This is a genomic window from Flagellimonas marina (genome assembly GCF_042651185.1).
Lineage (GTDB): Bacteria > Bacteroidota > Bacteroidia > Flavobacteriales > Flavobacteriaceae > Flagellimonas > Flagellimonas marina.
Genome location: NZ_JBHSCL010000002.1, coordinates 300,731 through 317,119 on the forward strand (window position 1 = coordinate 300,731; position 16,389 = coordinate 317,119).

Sequence of the window (16,389 nt, forward strand, 5' to 3'; positions counted from 1 at the left end):
CGCCTATCTGTTCGCGTCCAATTGCTTTACCACCTTGGCCGGAACCCCTGCTACCACGGTATTATCAGGCACATTCTTGGTTACTACGGCCCCAGCAGCGACAACGGAGTTTTCTCCAATAGTTACCCCTGGCAAAATGGTGCAGGCCGCCCCCAACCAAGCATTCTTTTTAATAAGTATAGAACTCAAATCCAAGGATTTACGATTCAAAGGATCAAGTGGGTGGTTTTCGGTAATCAAATTTACCTTTGGGCCGATTTGTACATCGTCTTCAATGGTAATGCCCCCCAAATCAAGAAAGGTACAGGCATGATTTATGAAAACATTTTTGCCAAGCTTGATGTGCTTTCCAAAATTGGTATAAAAAGGAACAAATACCCTTGTGGTAGTATCTATGGGACTCCCTATAAGTTCCGAAAGTCTCTCTCGAATTTCATCAACACTTGTAGCGGTATTTAAATCAGCCGAAAGCCTTATGGCTCTATTCACCAACTTCCATGCCTTTGGCCAGCCCGAATGTTCCTTTGGAACAATGCCGCCAATAAGCATTAGCTCAAAAATGCTATTTTCTTCCTCAGCCATTACTTTCAGGTCAATTAAGACTTCTAAATTCTTTCGGCGAATGCCCCACTTGCTTTTTGAACAACCTACTAAAGTGCTGCGGATATTTAAATCCAAGCTCATATGCTATCTCACTGACCGATTTGTTGGGATTGAACACCTTTTCCTTGGCCACATCAATAAGCTTGTTCTGAATGTATTCTTGTGCCGAGTAGCCCATTTCCTTTTTCACCAAATCCCCAAAATAGTTAGGGGACAGATTGAGTTGGTCCGCAAAATACCCTACTGAGGGCAAGCCATGTTTTTGTGGTTTTTCCGAAGACAGGTAATCATTGAGCAACACATCAAATTTTTCCAAGGCTCCCTGATGGGGAATCTCACGGGTCAAAAACTGTCGGTCATAAAACCGAAGACAGTAATCCAACAAGAGTTCTATATTGCTCACAATCAAATTTTTACTGTGCTTGTCCAGATTTTGCTCCAATTCATACTGAATTTTATCGATTACACTTAAAATCAGCCCGCGCTCACGGGCAGATAAATGCAAGGCTTCTTTCACAGAGTAGGAAAAGAAAGTATAGCTATTGATTTTTCGCCCTAAATCACTTCCCAACAACAAATCGGGATGAAAAATCAAGGCATACCCTTTGGGCTTGTAATCTGGGTCATAACTAATTCCCGCTTTTTGACCCGGCCCCATAAACACCATGGAACCTTCATCAAAATCATATTCACCACCGCCATATTTTAACTTGCAGTTCTTGGCATCCTTCAGGAAAACAGCAAAGCAATCAAACTGCAGACCGTCGTACGAATAATCCGGATATGCGGTTGTTCGCTCATAATTCAAAATGCCCACCAGTGGATGATCTGGTTTGGAATTTCGCCAAGCGAAATAATCCGCCACTGATTGTATATGGTATACGTTTTCCATCTATTGTTAAATTTTATCTAAAGATAAGGGATTGATTGTCAGCTAATCAACCTCAATGCACAAAATCCGTAATAATGGTATAAACATCCGTGATCTGGGTATTACTTCCACTTACATAGATGAATACTTTTGGTTTGATGGAAAATCTTAAAAAAACAACATCATGAAAAAAATAATTTGCTTCATCGTGTTTGCCATATCTGCAAGCATTTCTGCCCAAGATTCAAAGTACACCGTTTCTTCCTATTTCACCGAAGGTTTCAAAGCACCTAACACACATTACATTGGAGAAGCTTGGCTAAATCCTGTTTTGCAAGCAGATGGCGATTTAACGTACAACATTACCAAGGCAACATTTAAGGCGAATTCCACCTTAGACTGGCATACCCATGAATCTGTACAAGTATTGATCATCGTTGATGGTGAATGCTACTATCAAGAAAAAGGAAAGGAACCAACGGTTCTGAAAGAGGGTGATGTAATCAGATGCGAAAAAAACACGGAACATTGGCATTCTTCTTCCAAGAATAGTGATGTGACCTATCTGGCCATCTACGGCGGAGAAACACCTACCGTTTGGACAGAAGTGGTAACACAAGAATATTATGACAGTGTAGCAAAAAAATTGAGCGAGTAATTATCATTTAAAGTTTGTCTAGTGAAACATACAATGAATCTGTAGTGTAGTCGAAAATGAAAAACGCCAATCTCTTACTGGTACTTTTTGCAACCTTATTGTACCAAGGGTACTCCCAAGAGGGTGAGCGTAAGTTTTTGGATGATTTTAAAGGTATGGCCAGCGTTACCCATAATGGAATTTCGCTGGTACCCTCCTTTTCATTGGGTGACCCAGCTTTGCTGTTCGACTTAAAATTCACCAAAGGCAAATTGAGCTTTGAACCCGATATGCGTTTTGCCCTAGAGGGCAAACCATGGTCATTTTTGTTTTGGTTTCGATATAAAGCGGTTGAAAAAGAACGATTTTCCTTGAGGGTGGGGGCACATCCAGCACTAAACTTCAGAACGGTAACCGTAATTCGTGATGGGCAACCTGAGGAAATCTTGGAATCCCGACGGTACTTGGCCGCTGAAATAGCACCCAATTACAAATTAGGAGAAAATACAGGAATTGGTATCTACTATCTACATGGCAGAGGTTTCGACGAGGGCGTAAAACAGACTAATTTTCTTGTGCTGAATTCCTATTTCAACAACCTCAACATAACCAAAGACCTCTATTTTAATATATCCCCTCAAACCTATTATTTGAGAATGGATGACAAGGAGGGATTCTATGCGGTAGGTTTCGTGACTCTGGCCAAAAGGGATTTTCCCGTATCGATCTCGGCCATTTTTAACAAAGCCATCGATACCCAAATCGTACCCGAAGATGATTTTATATGGAACGTATCCGTAAACTACAGTTTTGGGAGTTGAACAAGCACATAAAAAAATAATTTTTCAATCCAAACAATACCAATAATTTAGACACAATCCGAACGGATAATTTAGTACCTTAAAACAAACAATTTCAACATGGCAACATACAATCTAAAAATCAACGGAAAATCCCAAACAGTGGATGTAGATGCAACCACACCAATGCTTTGGGTATTGCGAGACCATTTACAAATGGTCGGCACCAAATTTGGCTGTGGCATTGCACAGTGCGGCGCGTGTACCATTCATTTAGGAGACAATGCAGTGCGCTCATGCCAATTACCGGTTTCCGCCGTTGGAGAGCAAGAAATCACAACTATTGAAGGCTTGTCGGAGCATGGAGACCACCCCGTACAGAAAGCGTGGTTGGAAGTTGATGTTCCGCAATGTGGCTATTGCCAAGCTGGGCAAATCATGACAGCTTCGGCATTGCTAAAAAGAAACCCTTCCCCAACAGATGATGAAATAGAAACAGCCATGAACGGTAACATTTGTCGCTGTGGAACCTATATCCGCATCAAAAAAGCCGTTAAAATCGCTGCAGAAAACAACTCTTAATTCACCCTAAACTTTTAAAAAAATGACACTCATAAAAACACAAATAGGTCGTAGGGCCTTTATTAAAAACACCAGTTTGGCTGGGGGTGGATTGGTTCTCGGTTTCAGCTTTTTTAATGCTTGCAAACCCAAGGTTGCCGAAGCCGTTGCCATGGAATTGGAAATGCCCGAAGAATGGTATGAAATGAATGGCTACCTAAAAATTGGCGATAATGGCGTAGTGACCATTATGTCCCCCAACCCTGAGATTGGTCAAAATGTACGAACATCCATGCCCATGATCGTAGCGGACGAACTGGAGATAGACTGGAAAAATGTGGTCGTAGAACAGGCGCCGCTCAACACCAATTTGTATAGCTGGCAAGTCGCTGGAGGCAGTAGGTCCATCAGCAGCTCTTGGCAGAACCTACGTATGGCGGGAGCTACCGCTAGGCATATGTTAAAAGAAGCTGCTGCCCAAGCTTGGCAGGTCCCTGCCAGTGAAATTACTGCAATAGCTGGAGTTTTATCACATGAGGCCAGTGGCAATTCAGCGGGTTATGGAGAAATGGCTTCCGCAGCGGCGCAAATAGAGGTGCCCGAAGAAGTTGAACTCAAAGAAAGGTCAGAATTTTCCATAATCGGTACATCACGAAAAAATGTGGATGGTAAAAATATAGTTACCGGCAAACCCTTATTTGGCATTGATGTTCAACGCGAAGGTATGTTGATTGCATCCTTGGTACACCCACCAGCTTTCGGTAAACGATTAAAATCCTTTGATGCCGAAGAGGCCAAACAAATCCCCGGTATTCGTGATGTTTTTTCCATAAAATTATATGATGATGACTTTGATAAAATGGCGTTTCATTTTACCGCCTTTAATGAAGTGGTCGTGGTTGTGGGAGAAACGACTTGGCAAGTATTTCAGGCTAAAAAAGCATTGAATATTGAATGGGAAGATGCACCGGACACAACCCAAAACCTTACGTTGTTCGGGAATGCAATGGAAGTGAAACATCCCGCTGGCATGGAAAATTCTGATAGCCATACTGCACAATTAAAAGAATTGATTGCACGCAATGCTAAGGTCGCCCGAAGGGATGGGAACCCAGAGCAAGCGTTTAGAGGTGCGGACAAAATTATTGAACGAAGTTACAGTTGTCCATTCTTGGCCCACAATACCATGGAACCCATGAACTTTTTTGCCAATGTGACCGAAGACCATGCCGAGTTGCTTGGGCCTACCCAAACCCCAGAATGGATGGAGCCAGCCGTGGCAGAACGTTTGGGATTGCCTTTGGAAAAAGTGGACATTCAGATGACCCGTCAAGGTGGTGGTTTTGGCCGTAGATTGTACGGTCATTTTATGGTCGAAGTCGCTGCTATTTCACAACGGATGAAAGCTCCCGTAAAATTGATGTACACCCGTGAAGACGATATGTCCCAAGGTATTTATCGACCATCGTACTACGCCACCTACCGCGCCGCATTGGATGCCGATAATAACCTAATCGGGTTTCATGTGAAAGCGGGTGGAATACCAGAGAGCCCGTTATTTGCCAACCGCTTTCCTGCCGGTGCCATTGACAATTATTTGGCAGAAGATTTTACGGTTGATACCAATATCACCACAGGTGCGTTTAGAGCACCGCGTTCCAATTTTATTGCTGGAGCAGAACAGTCTTTCTTGGATGAATTGGCCGAAGTAATGGGCAAAGACCCCATCGATTTCAGATTGGAATTGCTGAAACGTGCCGAAGAAAATCCTGTGGGTAGTCCAGAGTCCAATGATTATGATGCTTCACGATATGCCGGTGTGTTGGAATTGGTAAGGGAAAAATCAAATTGGGAACAAAATGAAGCTGGAGTGTCCCGTGGCGTTTCTGCTTATTTCTGTCATCAAAGTTATGTGGCGCAAGTACTTGATATTGTAATGGAAGGTGACACCCCAGTTGTCCAAAAAGTTACTGCTGCTATTGATTGTGGTATAGTGATAAACCCTGACGCTGCTTCAAATCTGTCAGAAGGTGGGGCAGTTGACGGAATTGGCCATGCTATGTACAGTGGACTGACCTTCAAAGATGGGACTCCTGAACAGACCAATTTTGACAGGTATCGCTTAATTCGACATAGTGAAGCCCCAAAAGCCATTGAAACCCATTTTGTGAAAAGTGATGTGGATCCAACGGGAATGGGAGAACCTCCTTTCCCACCCATTATGGGTGCTTTGGCCAATGCGCTTTACAAAGCTACGGGGAGAAGGTACTATCACCAACCATTTATTATGGATAGACCTCCATTGATAGGTTAAAGATGGATACTGAGTCTCAGCTCAATAATAAAAAACCCCTTAAATCATTGATTTTAGGGGTTTTTGTTGGCCTACAAGGACTCGAACCTTGAACGACTGAACCAAAATCAGCTGTGTTACCAATTACACCATAGGCCAGTACCACAATTGAGCGTGCAAATTTATAACAAACTTTGGTTTCGACAAATATTTTAGCAAGATTACACGCTAATTTTTGCTCCATTACTGTTAAAGCTTTTTCAAAAAGGGCGAACCTTCTCTCTGATATTTACTAAATTCGCCACAACTTGGTTAACAACCATCTCTATGTTTGCAAAAGACTTCAAAAAATGGGATACCATCCTTGGATGGATTTCCTTCGCCATAGCATTTATTGTTTACGCCATAACCGTTGAACCCACCGGAAGCTTTTGGGATGCCGGGGAATATATTTCAACCTCTGCAAAACTACAGGTAGGACACCCTCCAGGAGCTCCGCTTTTGCAGATGATCGGTGCCTTTTTTGCCATGTTCGCTTTTGGGGACCCCTCCAAAATTGCACTCATGGTCAATGCCGTATCCATAGTTTCCAGTGCTTTTACCGTATTGTTTACTTTTTGGACCATAACCAACTTGGTACAGAAAATGATTGCCAAGGATAAAACCATTACCAACAGCAAGGCCATTGCTATCTTGGGTAGCGGTCTGGTTGGGGCGTTGGCGTTTACCTTTTCAGACAGTTTTTGGTTCAACGCCGTGGAGACCGAAGTGTATGCCATGGCCAGCCTTATTATGGCCCTCTTACTTTGGTTGGGCCTAAAATGGACCGATAATCTAGATGATCCGAGAGGACATCGGTGGCTTCTACTTATCTGTTTTTTGGTTGGGCTTACGTTCGGAATCCAGTTTATGGGCTTTTTGGCCATTCCGTCCATAGGGTTGCTGTACTACTTCAAAAAATATAAGGAGACTACCGTAAAGAATTTCCTTTTGGCCAATATCATTGTCATAGGCCTGTTGATATTGGTTTACAAATTTTCATTGACCTATGTTTTGGAACTCTTTGGTTGGAGCGAGGTATTTTTCATCAATGAAATTGGACTGCCCTTCAACTCAGGAACCATTATTATGGGACTCCTGTTTATTGCAGCTTTTTACTTTGGACTGCGATACACCCGAAAACACAATTACTACTCCGGAAATACCATCGTACTCTGTATGATGTTTGTCTTTCTCGGTTTCTCTTCATGGTTGATGTTACCCATCCGTGCCAATGCAAAAACCGTGGTAAATGAAAATAATCCAGCCGACGCCCGTGCACTTTTGGCCTATTACAATCGGGAACAATACCCCGGCGTGGAAAGTCCAGTCTATGGGGCTTATTATTCTGATACGTTCGCTCCCGCAGGAGAAGATAAAGATGACAGTCCCAAATATGAAAAAGACCATAAGCTCGGAAAATACGTTATCGTAAACCACTACGAAAATGCCATTCAAGGTCCTAACAAAAAGCATGTGGGACTATTGCCCAGAATGTGGAGCGATCAGCATGCCGAAAACTACATGCGCTATTTTGGCGCCCTGGACTTCCGTATAAAATCCGAATATATCTCCAACAACGAACTTAGGGAGGCAGTGGGCCAGTTCAAGACCGCCTATTCCCAAGGAGAACTGGACAGCGAACAATACATCCGGTTTTTACGTGAATTTGGGGAGTATATTGAAGTGGAGCCGCCCACGGTTTGGCAAAACATAAAATACCTCTTTGAATTTCAATTTGGGTATATGTATATGCGCTATTTTATGTGGAATTTTGTAGGCCGGCAGAACGATGTACAAGGCAGGTATGATGAAAATGGACACTGGCTCAGCGGTATTGGTTTTATGGATAGCCTTCGACTGGGCAGCCAAGAAAACCTCCCAAGTGATTGGAAAAACAACAAAGGAAGGAACACCTATTTCTTTTTGCCATTGCTCTTGGGAATCATTGGAATTGTTTTCCAAATTTCCAAGAACCCGAAACACTTTTGGGTACTACTCGTATTTTTCTTGTTTACCGGTCTCGCCATTCAGTTTTATACAAACCCCTATATCTTTCAACCTAGGGAAAGGGATTATTCACTTGTAGGTTCTTTTTATATTTTCTGTATTTGGATAGGCATTGGCGTCTATGGCCTGTTCGATGAATTCCGGAAACTTATCGCACCCAAGATAGCGGCCCCTGTAATTGCCACGATATGCTTGTTGGCCGTCCCTATGTTGATGGGCTTCCAGAATTGGGATGATCATGACCGGTCTAACCGATACACTGCTCCTGCCACCGCAAAAGCCTATCTGGACTCTTGCCAAGAGGATGCTGGCGCCATTTTGTTCACCATTGGAGACAATGACACCTTCCCTTTATGGTATGTTCAGGAAATTGAGGAGTACAGAACCGATGTCCGAATTGTAAATACCAGCCTTTTTGCGACAGATTGGTACATTGACCAGATGAAGCGTAAAGCTTATGAAAGCGACCCCATACCATCTCAACTTACCCATGACAAATATCGCTACGGCACGCGTGATGCCATCTATTATCGAGGAATCACGGACAACCGCTGGAGCATTCAAGACTTCATCAACTGGGTAGGCAGCGATAAACCCCAGACCAAATTTGGACACCTATTGGAGAGCCAAGGAGCCGATATTAGTCAATATCCCCAAAGCACCTTGGATATCATTTATTATCCTACCAACAAAATTCGTATTCCGGTCAATAAGAAAAATGTTTTGGAAAGTGGATTGGTCAAGGAAAAGGATTCGGCTTTGATCGTGGATTATATCGACATTGACCTTCCGCAGAGCATCTTGCCAAAAAATAGGATTTTAATGTTGGATCTTATTGCCAATAATGACTGGAAGCGTCCCATCTATTTTTCAGGGGGAAGTTTTGACAGTGCTGAATACATTTGGATGAAAGATTACCTCCAATTGGATGGGCTGGCCTATAAATTGGTCCCAATCAAAACCGAGAACCGAAATTCCTTTGAAATGGGGCGAATTGACACAGAGCTTATGTACGATATTGTGACAGATTGGGATTGGGGCAACTCTGGAAGTGAGGACATCTACCACGACCCTCAAACCCGTTCGCAAGGGTTGTCGTTCAGGAGTAATATCGCCCGCTTAATGGAGCAACTCATCGCCGAAAATAAAATTGATAAGGCCAAGAATGTAATTGACATTGCCATGAACAACATGCCTGTTGACCACTATGGATTCTATGCCTTTGTGGAACCTTTTGTTGATGGTTATTACAAAGTTGGTGAGACAGAAAAGGCCCGTGCGCTCTTTGAAAAACTTAAGAAAGTCTACCAAGAGCATTTGGAGTATTATGCCAATATTCCATTGGATGAACAGTATGAAAAGATTGACGATATTTTGGCCGACATGCAAGCCTATCGAAGGAACATTGATATCCTAATTGAAAACCAGGATAGGGATTTGGCAGAATCTGAAACGCTGATCTTCAATGAGTACATCGACAAGTTCTCTCAATTTGTAGGTGAAGAGGAAGATGTATTGGAGGAACCTATTTTAGAACCCAATCCAGATTTGGAAGATTCCATTCCTTTGGACACTATTGAGGCCGTACAGGACGGTGCCCGGGTAGAACCATAAAAAAAGCGAGGTGGACCTCGCTTTAAATATATTCGTTTAGGATGCCAATCAGTGTATTGGCATCTTGTTCTCCGCTTTGTCGCCAGACCATTTCTCCTTTTTTATAGATCATTAACGTGGGCAATCCTTTAATTCGAAGCGCTTGAGAAAGCTCCTTGTTCTTGTCCACATCTATTTTTATCACTTTTCCCTTATCGCCAAGGGCTGCCGCTACATCGCGCAAAACAGGGTGCATGGAGGTGGACTGTTCGTTCCACTCTGCATAAAAGTCCAACAACACAGGGACCTTTAAATCTATGAGTTCACCAAACTTTGACATGTATTCAATGGTTTACAGTCAAAAGTAAGAAAAATTGTTAAAGTATTACATCAAGTCATCGCTTTACGATATTGAGGCTCGTTAAATTCACGTTAAACCTTTCTTCTTAAGCGTGATTACCGATATCTCAGGCCAAATGCCAAAGCGACCAGGGTACCCAATAAATCCAAATCCTCGGTTTACATTGATGAACTGGTCCAACTCTTTGTAGATTCCCGCCCAATATTTATAGCGCCATTTCACAGGGCTCCATTTTATCCATCCCGGAATCTCCACCCCAAACTGCATACCGTGGGTATGTCCGCTCAAGGTTAGGTGAAAGTGATAATCATCGTGCAGCACCACATCTTCCCAATGGGAAGGATCGTGGCTCAATAATATTTTAAAGTCGTCTTTATGGATACCTTCCTTGGCTTTTTGAAGGTCGCCGGCCTTTTTAAATCCACCGCGGCCCCAGTTTTCCACTCCGAGCAGAGCAATTCGTTGCCCACCCTTTTCCAAATAGCGATTGGAGTTCAACATCAAATCAAAGCCCATTTCCTTCTGCATCATCTTCAACTCTTCAAGATTCTGTGCTTTGGCTTCTTTGGTTTTCCACGAAGTATAATCTCCATAATCATGGTTTCCTAAAATGGAAAATACACCGTCCTTAGCCTCCAAACGGGAAAAAACATCCTTCCAAGGGTACAACTCGTCAGACCTGTTGTTGACCAAATCCCCCGTGAAGAAAATCACATCACTTTCCTGTTTGTTGATAAGATCAACGCCATAGGTCACCTTGTCGTAATCATCAAAACTGCCACTGTGCACATCAGAAATCTGGGTAATCTGATAGTTGTGGAACGCATCGGGCAAATCATCGAACTCCAGTTCATACTTCAACACCTGATAATTGTATTTTCCGCGGTACATTCCATACAACATGGCCCCAAATGGCAAACTGGCCAAACCAAGGGCCAAACCACTGATGAATTTTCTTCGGGAAGGAAAATGGGCAGTTTCCGAGCTGGACCAAGTGGCAATCTTGTTATAACCAAACACAAAAAGTCGAATAACATCCTCCAACAACAAAAAGAAGCCGAGCACCAAGGCCATTAGGAAAAAAGCGGCAAAAATTCCACCAGCAACGGCCACTGTTCCCCTAAAGCCATCATTAGCCTGTAAGGTCATTATTTTAATCACCAAAAACAGCAGCGCACCCAGAAAAAGAAATCCATAGGCCCAATGCATCCATGGGCTGCGGAATAAGGTTTTAAAAGCTTGGAATCCATATACAGCCAACACCACATAAAAAATTCCTAGAATGATAAGACGAGACATGCAATTTCTTTCTGCAAAACTATTGCTAATCTTCTAAAAAATAGGGATTTTGGATTTATTTAACGGCCTGCACCACACTTTGCACCAGCATGGTATTCGTAATTCCTACCTGATTTTCCACCAAATGTTTTGCCGAATTCATACTGATTTTCCCAGAAACATCTACTGAATTGCCAAAGGTAGTTCCAGATAGGTGGATAATCTGGAGCCCTGCTTCCTTAAAATTACGGGCATTGGTGAGATTGATACCGCCACCGGGCATTATTATAATAGAGGTCTGAGACTGCCAAGTTTTTAAAATTTCCAAAGCGTCCGCAGCAGAAGATGTACCGCCAGAAGTAAGAACAGTATCAACACCTATTTGCGAGAGTGTTGCCAGTGCACTCTCAGGATGATCTAACCAATCAAACGCGCGATGAAACGTAAAATGCATGGGCCTTGACAGTTCCACCAACTCTCGGGTTCCCTCAACGTCGATAGAAAAATTATTGTGAAGCATTCCTGATACAACGCCATCTACGCCCAATTCTTTACACGCTTCAATATCAGCCTTCATCACCTCGAACTCAGTAATGGAATAATGAAAATGTCCACTACGTGGACGGATAAGCACATGAACCGGAATATCCAAACGCTCCTTCACTAGTTTTATCAACCCCATGGAAGGTGTAATGCCCCCCACCCCAAGTTCGGAACAAAGCTCAATCCGATCAGCACCCGCACTCTGGGCATTTAAAGCTGATTCCAGCGAATTGGCGCAAACTTCTACAAGCATATTGCTATCTTTATCACCCTTAAAAATAAACATCCCTTTCCATGAAACGACGCAAATTTCTTAAAAATTCCAGCCTTACCACAGTTGGAATCGTATCAGCCTCTACCCTAACCGCTTGCAACACAGAAAACAAGACTGAAGAAAATGTAGTAGCGCCAAAACAACCCATAAAACCCATTGTAGTCTGTACATGGAATTTTGGCAATGCCACCAGCAAAGCTTGGGAAGTATTGAGCGCAGGAGGAACTGCTTTGGATGCCGTGGAGCAAGGTGTTCGGGTTGAAGAAGCCGATGAAACCAATGAAACTGTTGGCAAAGGGGGACGTCCCGACCGCGATGGCAATGTGACTTTGGATGCCTGCATTATGGATAAAGATGGAAATTGTGGCTCGGTGGTCTACCTTCAAAATATTGTACACCCCGTTTCCGTGGCCCGAAAAGTGATGGAAGAAACCCCACACATTTTATTAGCAGGGAAAGGCGCAGAAAAATTTGCGTATGAACAGGGGTTTGAAAAAGAAGACCTGCTAACCGAAAGTACACGACAACAATACCAAGAATGGTTAAAAACCTCAAAATACGAGACCACCATTAATATTGAAAACCACGACACCATCGGTATGTTGGCCATTGACGAAAATGGAGATATTTCGGGAGCCTGTACCACAAGCGGTATGGCCTATAAAGTTGCTGGACGTGTTGGGGACTCTCCCATTATCGGAGCCGGATTGTTTGTGGATAACGAAGTGGGCGGAGCAACGGCAACCGGGGTCGGCGAGGAAGTAATCCGTACCGTAGGTAGTTTTTTGATCGTGGAATTGATGCGACAAGGGAAAAGCCCACAAGAAGCCTGTGAAGAAGGAGTAAAACGAATCATGAAGAAAAATGAAGGTCGGAAAGATTTTCAGATTGGCTTTTTGGCCATCAACAAAAATGGGGAAACCGGTGGTTATTGTGTCCATCCGGGATTTACCTATCGCGAATACAGCGAGAAGGGACACGAGAATCGACAAGTGAGCAGTTTTTACAGTTAGAATCAAGACCGCTGCGCCTTTGGAAGCAGGAACAAAGATGAACTTGTCTTTTGTATTTGACTCTTGAACTTGTCTCTTGAACTTAACTCTTGTTTCTTGTTTCTTTTTTCTACTTTTAAATCCTGCCCATTGAAAACTGTTAATTGATAATTGTAATTGCTAACCGAACACCATGTCCGAACAAAAAAGACTTTTTCTCCTCGATGCTTACGCCTTGATTTTCCGGGGATACTATGCACTCATTAAAAACCCACGAATCAATTCCAAAGGGATGGATACTTCGGCCATCATGGGATTTATGAACTCCCTTTTTGATGTCATAAAACGGGAACAACCCGACCATTTGGCAGTGGCTTTTGACAAAGGCGGTAGTGTGGAGCGCACCGAACTGTTTGAAGACTACAAAGCCAATCGGGATGAGACCCCGGATGCCATCAAAATCGCCGTTCCGTATATCCAACAGATTTTGAAGGCCATGAAAATTCCCATTGTGGAATTGGAAGGTTACGAGGCCGATGACCTTATTGGCACTATCGCCAAACAAGCCGAAAAAGAAAACTACAAGGTTTTTATGGTGACCCCCGACAAGGATTTTGGGCAGCTCGTCAGTGAAAATATCTTCATGTACCGTCCGGCACGTATGGGCAACGGTATTGAAATTTGGGGCATTCCTGAAGTACAAAAACGGTTTGGGGTGAAACGTCCAGAGCAGGTAATTGACTATTTGGGGATGATGGGCGATGCCAGTGACAATATTCCCGGCCTGCCTGGTGTGGGCGACAAGACCGCTAAAAAATTCCTGGAACAGTTCGATTCGTTGGAAGGCCTGTTGAGCAATACGGACCAACTTAAAGGTAAGATGAAGGAAAAGGTGGAAGAGAATGCCGAGTTGGGCCGACTTTCACGCCAATTGGCCGAAATCAAAACTGATTGTGATGTAAAATTCCATGCCGAAGACTACGAAATGTGTCCGCCCGATGCCGAAGAAGTACAGAAAATCTTTGAGGAACTGGAGTTTCGAAGGTTAAGGGAACAATTTGTGAAAATATTTTCAGGCGAAGTGGAACCCGCTACCCAAGTCACCAGCACCGAGACCGCCAAGCAAGAAGCCAAAGTAGCAGGGAGCGGTCAGTTTACCCTATTTGGAGGAGACCCAACCGAAGCCGCTGCCACCATTAAGGACCATAGCGGCCGAAAGACCATCGCCGATGTGGAGCATTTTTACCAAATGGTTCAGCCCGGGTTGGCCATGGAATTGTTTTTGAAAAACTTAATGGCCCAGACTTCGGTGTGTTTTGATACAGAGACCACTTCCATCAATCCTCTAGAAGCCGAATTGGTTGGTATCGCCTTCAGTTGGGAAGCCGGTAAAGGTTTTTACGTTCCCTTTCCCGAAACAAAGAACGATGCCATGCCGCTCATCGAAAAATTACGACCTTTCTTTGAAGCGGAAAACATCGAAAAAATTGGGCAGAACCTCAAGTACGACATCAAAGTGATGCTCAACTACGGCGTAGAGGTCAAAGGCAAATTGTTCGATACCATGTTGGCCCATTACCTCATCAACCCCGATATGCGCCACAACATGGATGTGCTTTCGGAAACATATCTTAATTACACTCCCGTTTCCATTACCGAACTCATCGGAAAAAAAGGAAAGAACCAATTGAGTATGCGGCAGGTGCCTTTGGAAAAACAGACCGAATATGCCGTGGAAGATGCTGATATCACCTATCAATTGGCACAAAAGTTTAGACCGGAGTTGAAGGAGGCCAAAACCGACAAACTTTTTGAGGATATTGAAGTGCCTTTGCTTCGCGTACTTGCCGATATGGAACGAGAGGGCATCAATTTGGATGAGGCCTATTTAAAAGACCTATCGACTGCACTCGAGAAAGACATCGCAGAACTTGAGCAAAAAATTTACAAAGATGCTGGAGAGGAGTTCAATATTGCTTCGCCCAAGCAACTCGGTGACATTCTTTTCGGAAAATTGAATCTTGTAGACAAGCCAAAAAAAACCAAAACGGGGCAATACTCTACCTCGGAGGATGTACTTTCCTACTTGGCCAAAGACCATGAGATTATCAGAAACGTGTTGGACTACCGTGGACTTGCTAAACTCAAAAGCACGTATGTAGATGCCCTGCCTAACGAAGTACAAAAACACAGCGGTAGAGTGCACACCGATTATATGCAAACTGTGGCCGCCACAGGTCGATTGAGCAGTAACAATCCAAATTTGCAAAATATCCCCATCCGAACTGAGCGGGGTCGGCAAGTGCGAAAGGCTTTTATTCCACGGGATGAAAACCATGTTTTGCTGGCTGCGGATTATTCCCAGATAGAATTGCGCATTATTGCGGCTTTGAGTGAAGAGGACACCATGATTTCGGCTTTTAAACATGGCGAAGATATTCATGCCTCCACCGCATCCAAAGTGTTCAATGTACCAATTGAAGAGGTGACCCGCGAACAGCGCAGCAATGCCAAAACGGTGAATTTTGGGATTATTTACGGGGTTTCCGCTTTTGGGTTGAGCAACCAAACCGATTTGAGTCGTACCGAGGCCAAAGAATTGATCGACACCTATTACAAGACCTACCCCAAATTGCGCAATTATATGAGCGAACTGGTAGATTTTGCACGTGATAATGGCTATGTGCAAACCATTCTGGGTCGAAGACGCTATTTAAAGGACATCAATGCGGGGAACCAAGTGGTGCGTGGAGCTGCGGAACGAAACGCCGTGAACGCACCCATTCAGGGAAGTGCTGCGGACATTATTAAAATTGCCATGATCAACATCCACAAAAAGCTTTCCGAAGGAAAATACAAGACCAAGATGCTGCTGCAGGTGCACGATGAATTGGTGTTTGATTGCTACAAACCTGAGTTGGAGGAAATGAAAAAACTCATCAAATCCGAAATGGAAAACGCCTATAAACTCTCAGTGCCTTTGGACGTGGAAGTTGGTGTAGGCAAGAATTGGTTGGAGGCGCATTGATGATTAATATTGATTTTGACCGCTTATTCAAATATTGAGAAATGGCATCGAGAGAAGAATTGCAAAAAAAACTTCTTGAAATACAAGAAACCCAAAATGAGAGACAGGAAAAGTATTATTCATGGTTAAAAACAATTATTACCATTTCCGTTGGCCTTTTTGGAATAATAGTTTCATTTAAATCTGATGACCAAACTTCACAGCTAAGATCTATATTCTTTATTATTTCAATATCTACGCTTGGATTAGGTATCCTTTTTGGTTTAACCTCTTTGTATTCCGAAGTGCATTTATTAGATCGCTCTAGAAAAAAGTTAATTGAGCAAACCCATAAATTAATTGATGGAAATGCAGATTCAATAGAGTTTGAGTTCATAAAACCTTCAATTTTTTATAAAATCTCTTATCGCCTCTGTTATATGTTTTACATCATTTCACTAATATCTCTCATTGGATATGCAATAATTGACGATATAAACAATGTTTGTTTGAATAACTTTAATTAA

The 16,389-nt window shown here is 43.1% G+C and carries 13 protein-coding genes and 1 tRNA gene; 8 read left to right on the plus strand and 6 right to left on the minus strand.

Features of this window, described 5'->3' with window-relative positions:
* Window positions 1-3: 3 nt before the first annotated feature.
* Together ACFOWS_RS01495 and ACFOWS_RS01500 are read right to left on the minus strand one after the other, a co-directional pair.
* Entirely contained in the window at window positions 4-582 is a 579-nt protein-coding gene (locus ACFOWS_RS01495; protein WP_379762153.1) for a sugar O-acetyltransferase, read from the minus strand.
* A 10-nt stretch (window positions 583-592) separates the two neighbouring features.
* Entirely contained in the window at window positions 593-1,495 is a 903-nt protein-coding gene (locus ACFOWS_RS01500; RefSeq protein ID WP_379762154.1) for a helix-turn-helix domain-containing protein, read from the minus strand.
* A 163-nt stretch (window positions 1,496-1,658) separates the two neighbouring features.
* Here ACFOWS_RS01500 and ACFOWS_RS01505 point away from each other — a divergent pair, with 163 nt between their 5' ends.
* From ACFOWS_RS01505 to ACFOWS_RS01520, 4 genes are all read left to right on the plus strand, one after another.
* A complete protein-coding gene (locus tag ACFOWS_RS01505) occupies window positions 1,659-2,132 on the plus strand; it encodes a cupin domain-containing protein (RefSeq protein ID WP_379762156.1) in 474 nt (157 codons plus the stop codon).
* Between the two features lie 56 nt (window positions 2,133-2,188).
* Window positions 2,189-2,932: a hypothetical protein gene (locus ACFOWS_RS01510; protein ID WP_379762158.1), complete on the plus strand. Its 744-nt coding sequence runs from the start codon at window positions 2,189-2,191 to the stop codon at window positions 2,930-2,932.
* Window positions 2,933-3,031: 99 nt separating this feature from the next.
* Window positions 3,032-3,493 carry a (2Fe-2S)-binding protein gene (locus tag ACFOWS_RS01515; RefSeq protein WP_379762159.1) on the plus strand — a complete coding sequence of 154 codons (462 nt, stop codon included), beginning with the start codon at window positions 3,032-3,034 and terminating at the stop codon, window positions 3,491-3,493.
* Between the two features lie 22 nt (window positions 3,494-3,515).
* A complete protein-coding gene (locus ACFOWS_RS01520) occupies window positions 3,516-5,786 on the plus strand; it encodes a xanthine dehydrogenase family protein molybdopterin-binding subunit (RefSeq protein ID WP_379762161.1) in 2,271 nt (756 codons plus the stop codon).
* A gap of 66 nt (window positions 5,787-5,852) precedes the next feature.
* Here the strand turns inward: ACFOWS_RS01520 and ACFOWS_RS01525 are convergent.
* Window positions 5,853-5,924, minus strand: a tRNA-Gln gene (locus tag ACFOWS_RS01525).
* 168 nt (window positions 5,925-6,092) lie between these two features.
* Between ACFOWS_RS01525 and ACFOWS_RS01530 the strand changes: the two genes are divergently transcribed.
* Window positions 6,093-9,428, plus strand: a complete 3,336-nt coding sequence (locus ACFOWS_RS01530; protein WP_379762162.1) for a glycosyltransferase family 117 protein — start codon at window positions 6,093-6,095, stop codon at window positions 9,426-9,428.
* Between the two features lie 22 nt (window positions 9,429-9,450).
* Here the strand turns inward: ACFOWS_RS01530 and ACFOWS_RS01535 are convergent, their stop codons facing one another.
* The 3 genes from ACFOWS_RS01535 to ACFOWS_RS01545 form a co-directional block, all read right to left on the minus strand.
* Complete coding sequence (locus ACFOWS_RS01535) at window positions 9,451-9,747, minus strand: thioredoxin family protein (protein WP_036382448.1); 297 nt, start codon at window positions 9,745-9,747, stop codon at window positions 9,451-9,453.
* Between the two features lie 87 nt (window positions 9,748-9,834).
* Entirely contained in the window at window positions 9,835-11,067 is a 1,233-nt protein-coding gene (locus ACFOWS_RS01540) for a metallophosphoesterase (protein ID WP_379762163.1), read from the minus strand.
* A 55-nt stretch (window positions 11,068-11,122) separates the two neighbouring features.
* Window positions 11,123-11,842, minus strand: coding sequence for a copper homeostasis protein CutC (locus tag ACFOWS_RS01545; RefSeq protein WP_379762164.1), 720 nt, complete (start codon window positions 11,840-11,842; stop codon window positions 11,123-11,125).
* A gap of 41 nt (window positions 11,843-11,883) precedes the next feature.
* Here ACFOWS_RS01545 and ACFOWS_RS01550 point away from each other — a divergent pair, with 41 nt between their 5' ends.
* From ACFOWS_RS01550 to ACFOWS_RS01560, 3 genes are all read left to right on the plus strand, one after another.
* Window positions 11,884-12,876, plus strand: coding sequence for an isoaspartyl peptidase/L-asparaginase family protein (locus ACFOWS_RS01550; RefSeq protein WP_379762166.1), 993 nt, complete (start codon window positions 11,884-11,886; stop codon window positions 12,874-12,876).
* Between the two features lie 172 nt (window positions 12,877-13,048).
* Complete coding sequence (polA, locus tag ACFOWS_RS01555) at window positions 13,049-15,883, plus strand: DNA polymerase I (RefSeq protein WP_379762167.1); 2,835 nt, start codon at window positions 13,049-13,051, stop codon at window positions 15,881-15,883.
* A gap of 41 nt (window positions 15,884-15,924) precedes the next feature.
* On the plus strand, window positions 15,925-16,389 hold the full coding sequence (locus ACFOWS_RS01560; protein WP_379762168.1) for a hypothetical protein: 465 nt from the start codon (window positions 15,925-15,927) through the stop codon (window positions 16,387-16,389).

Excerpts from the sequence above, each read along its gene's own strand:
- ACFOWS_RS01520 (WP_379762161.1), top strand. The coding sequence starts at position 3,516 with ATGACACTCATAAAAACACAAATAGGTCGTAGGGCCTTTATTAAAAAC.
- ACFOWS_RS01510 (WP_379762158.1), top strand. The coding sequence starts at position 2,189 with ATGAAAAACGCCAATCTCTTACTGGTACTTTTTGCAACCTTATTGTAC.
- ACFOWS_RS01560 (WP_379762168.1), top strand. The coding sequence starts at position 15,925 with ATGGCATCGAGAGAAGAATTGCAAAAAAAACTTCTTGAAATACAAGAA.
- ACFOWS_RS01515 (WP_379762159.1), top strand. The coding sequence starts at position 3,032 with ATGGCAACATACAATCTAAAAATCAACGGAAAATCCCAAACAGTGGAT.
- ACFOWS_RS01495 (WP_379762153.1), bottom strand. The coding sequence starts at position 582 with ATGGCTGAGGAAGAAAATAGCATTTTTGAGCTAATGCTTATTGGCGGC.
- ACFOWS_RS01535 (WP_036382448.1), bottom strand. The coding sequence starts at position 9,747 with ATGTCAAAGTTTGGTGAACTCATAGATTTAAAGGTCCCTGTGTTGTTG.
- ACFOWS_RS01540 (WP_379762163.1), bottom strand. The coding sequence starts at position 11,067 with ATGTCTCGTCTTATCATTCTAGGAATTTTTTATGTGGTGTTGGCTGTA.
- ACFOWS_RS01505 (WP_379762156.1), top strand. The coding sequence starts at position 1,659 with ATGAAAAAAATAATTTGCTTCATCGTGTTTGCCATATCTGCAAGCATT.
- ACFOWS_RS01500 (WP_379762154.1), bottom strand. The coding sequence starts at position 1,495 with ATGGAAAACGTATACCATATACAATCAGTGGCGGATTATTTCGCTTGG.
- ACFOWS_RS01550 (WP_379762166.1), top strand. The coding sequence starts at position 11,884 with ATGAAACGACGCAAATTTCTTAAAAATTCCAGCCTTACCACAGTTGGA.
- ACFOWS_RS01545 (WP_379762164.1), bottom strand. The coding sequence starts at position 11,842 with ATGCTTGTAGAAGTTTGCGCCAATTCGCTGGAATCAGCTTTAAATGCC.
- polA (WP_379762167.1), top strand. The coding sequence starts at position 13,049 with ATGTCCGAACAAAAAAGACTTTTTCTCCTCGATGCTTACGCCTTGATT.
- ACFOWS_RS01530 (WP_379762162.1), top strand. The coding sequence starts at position 6,093 with ATGTTTGCAAAAGACTTCAAAAAATGGGATACCATCCTTGGATGGATT.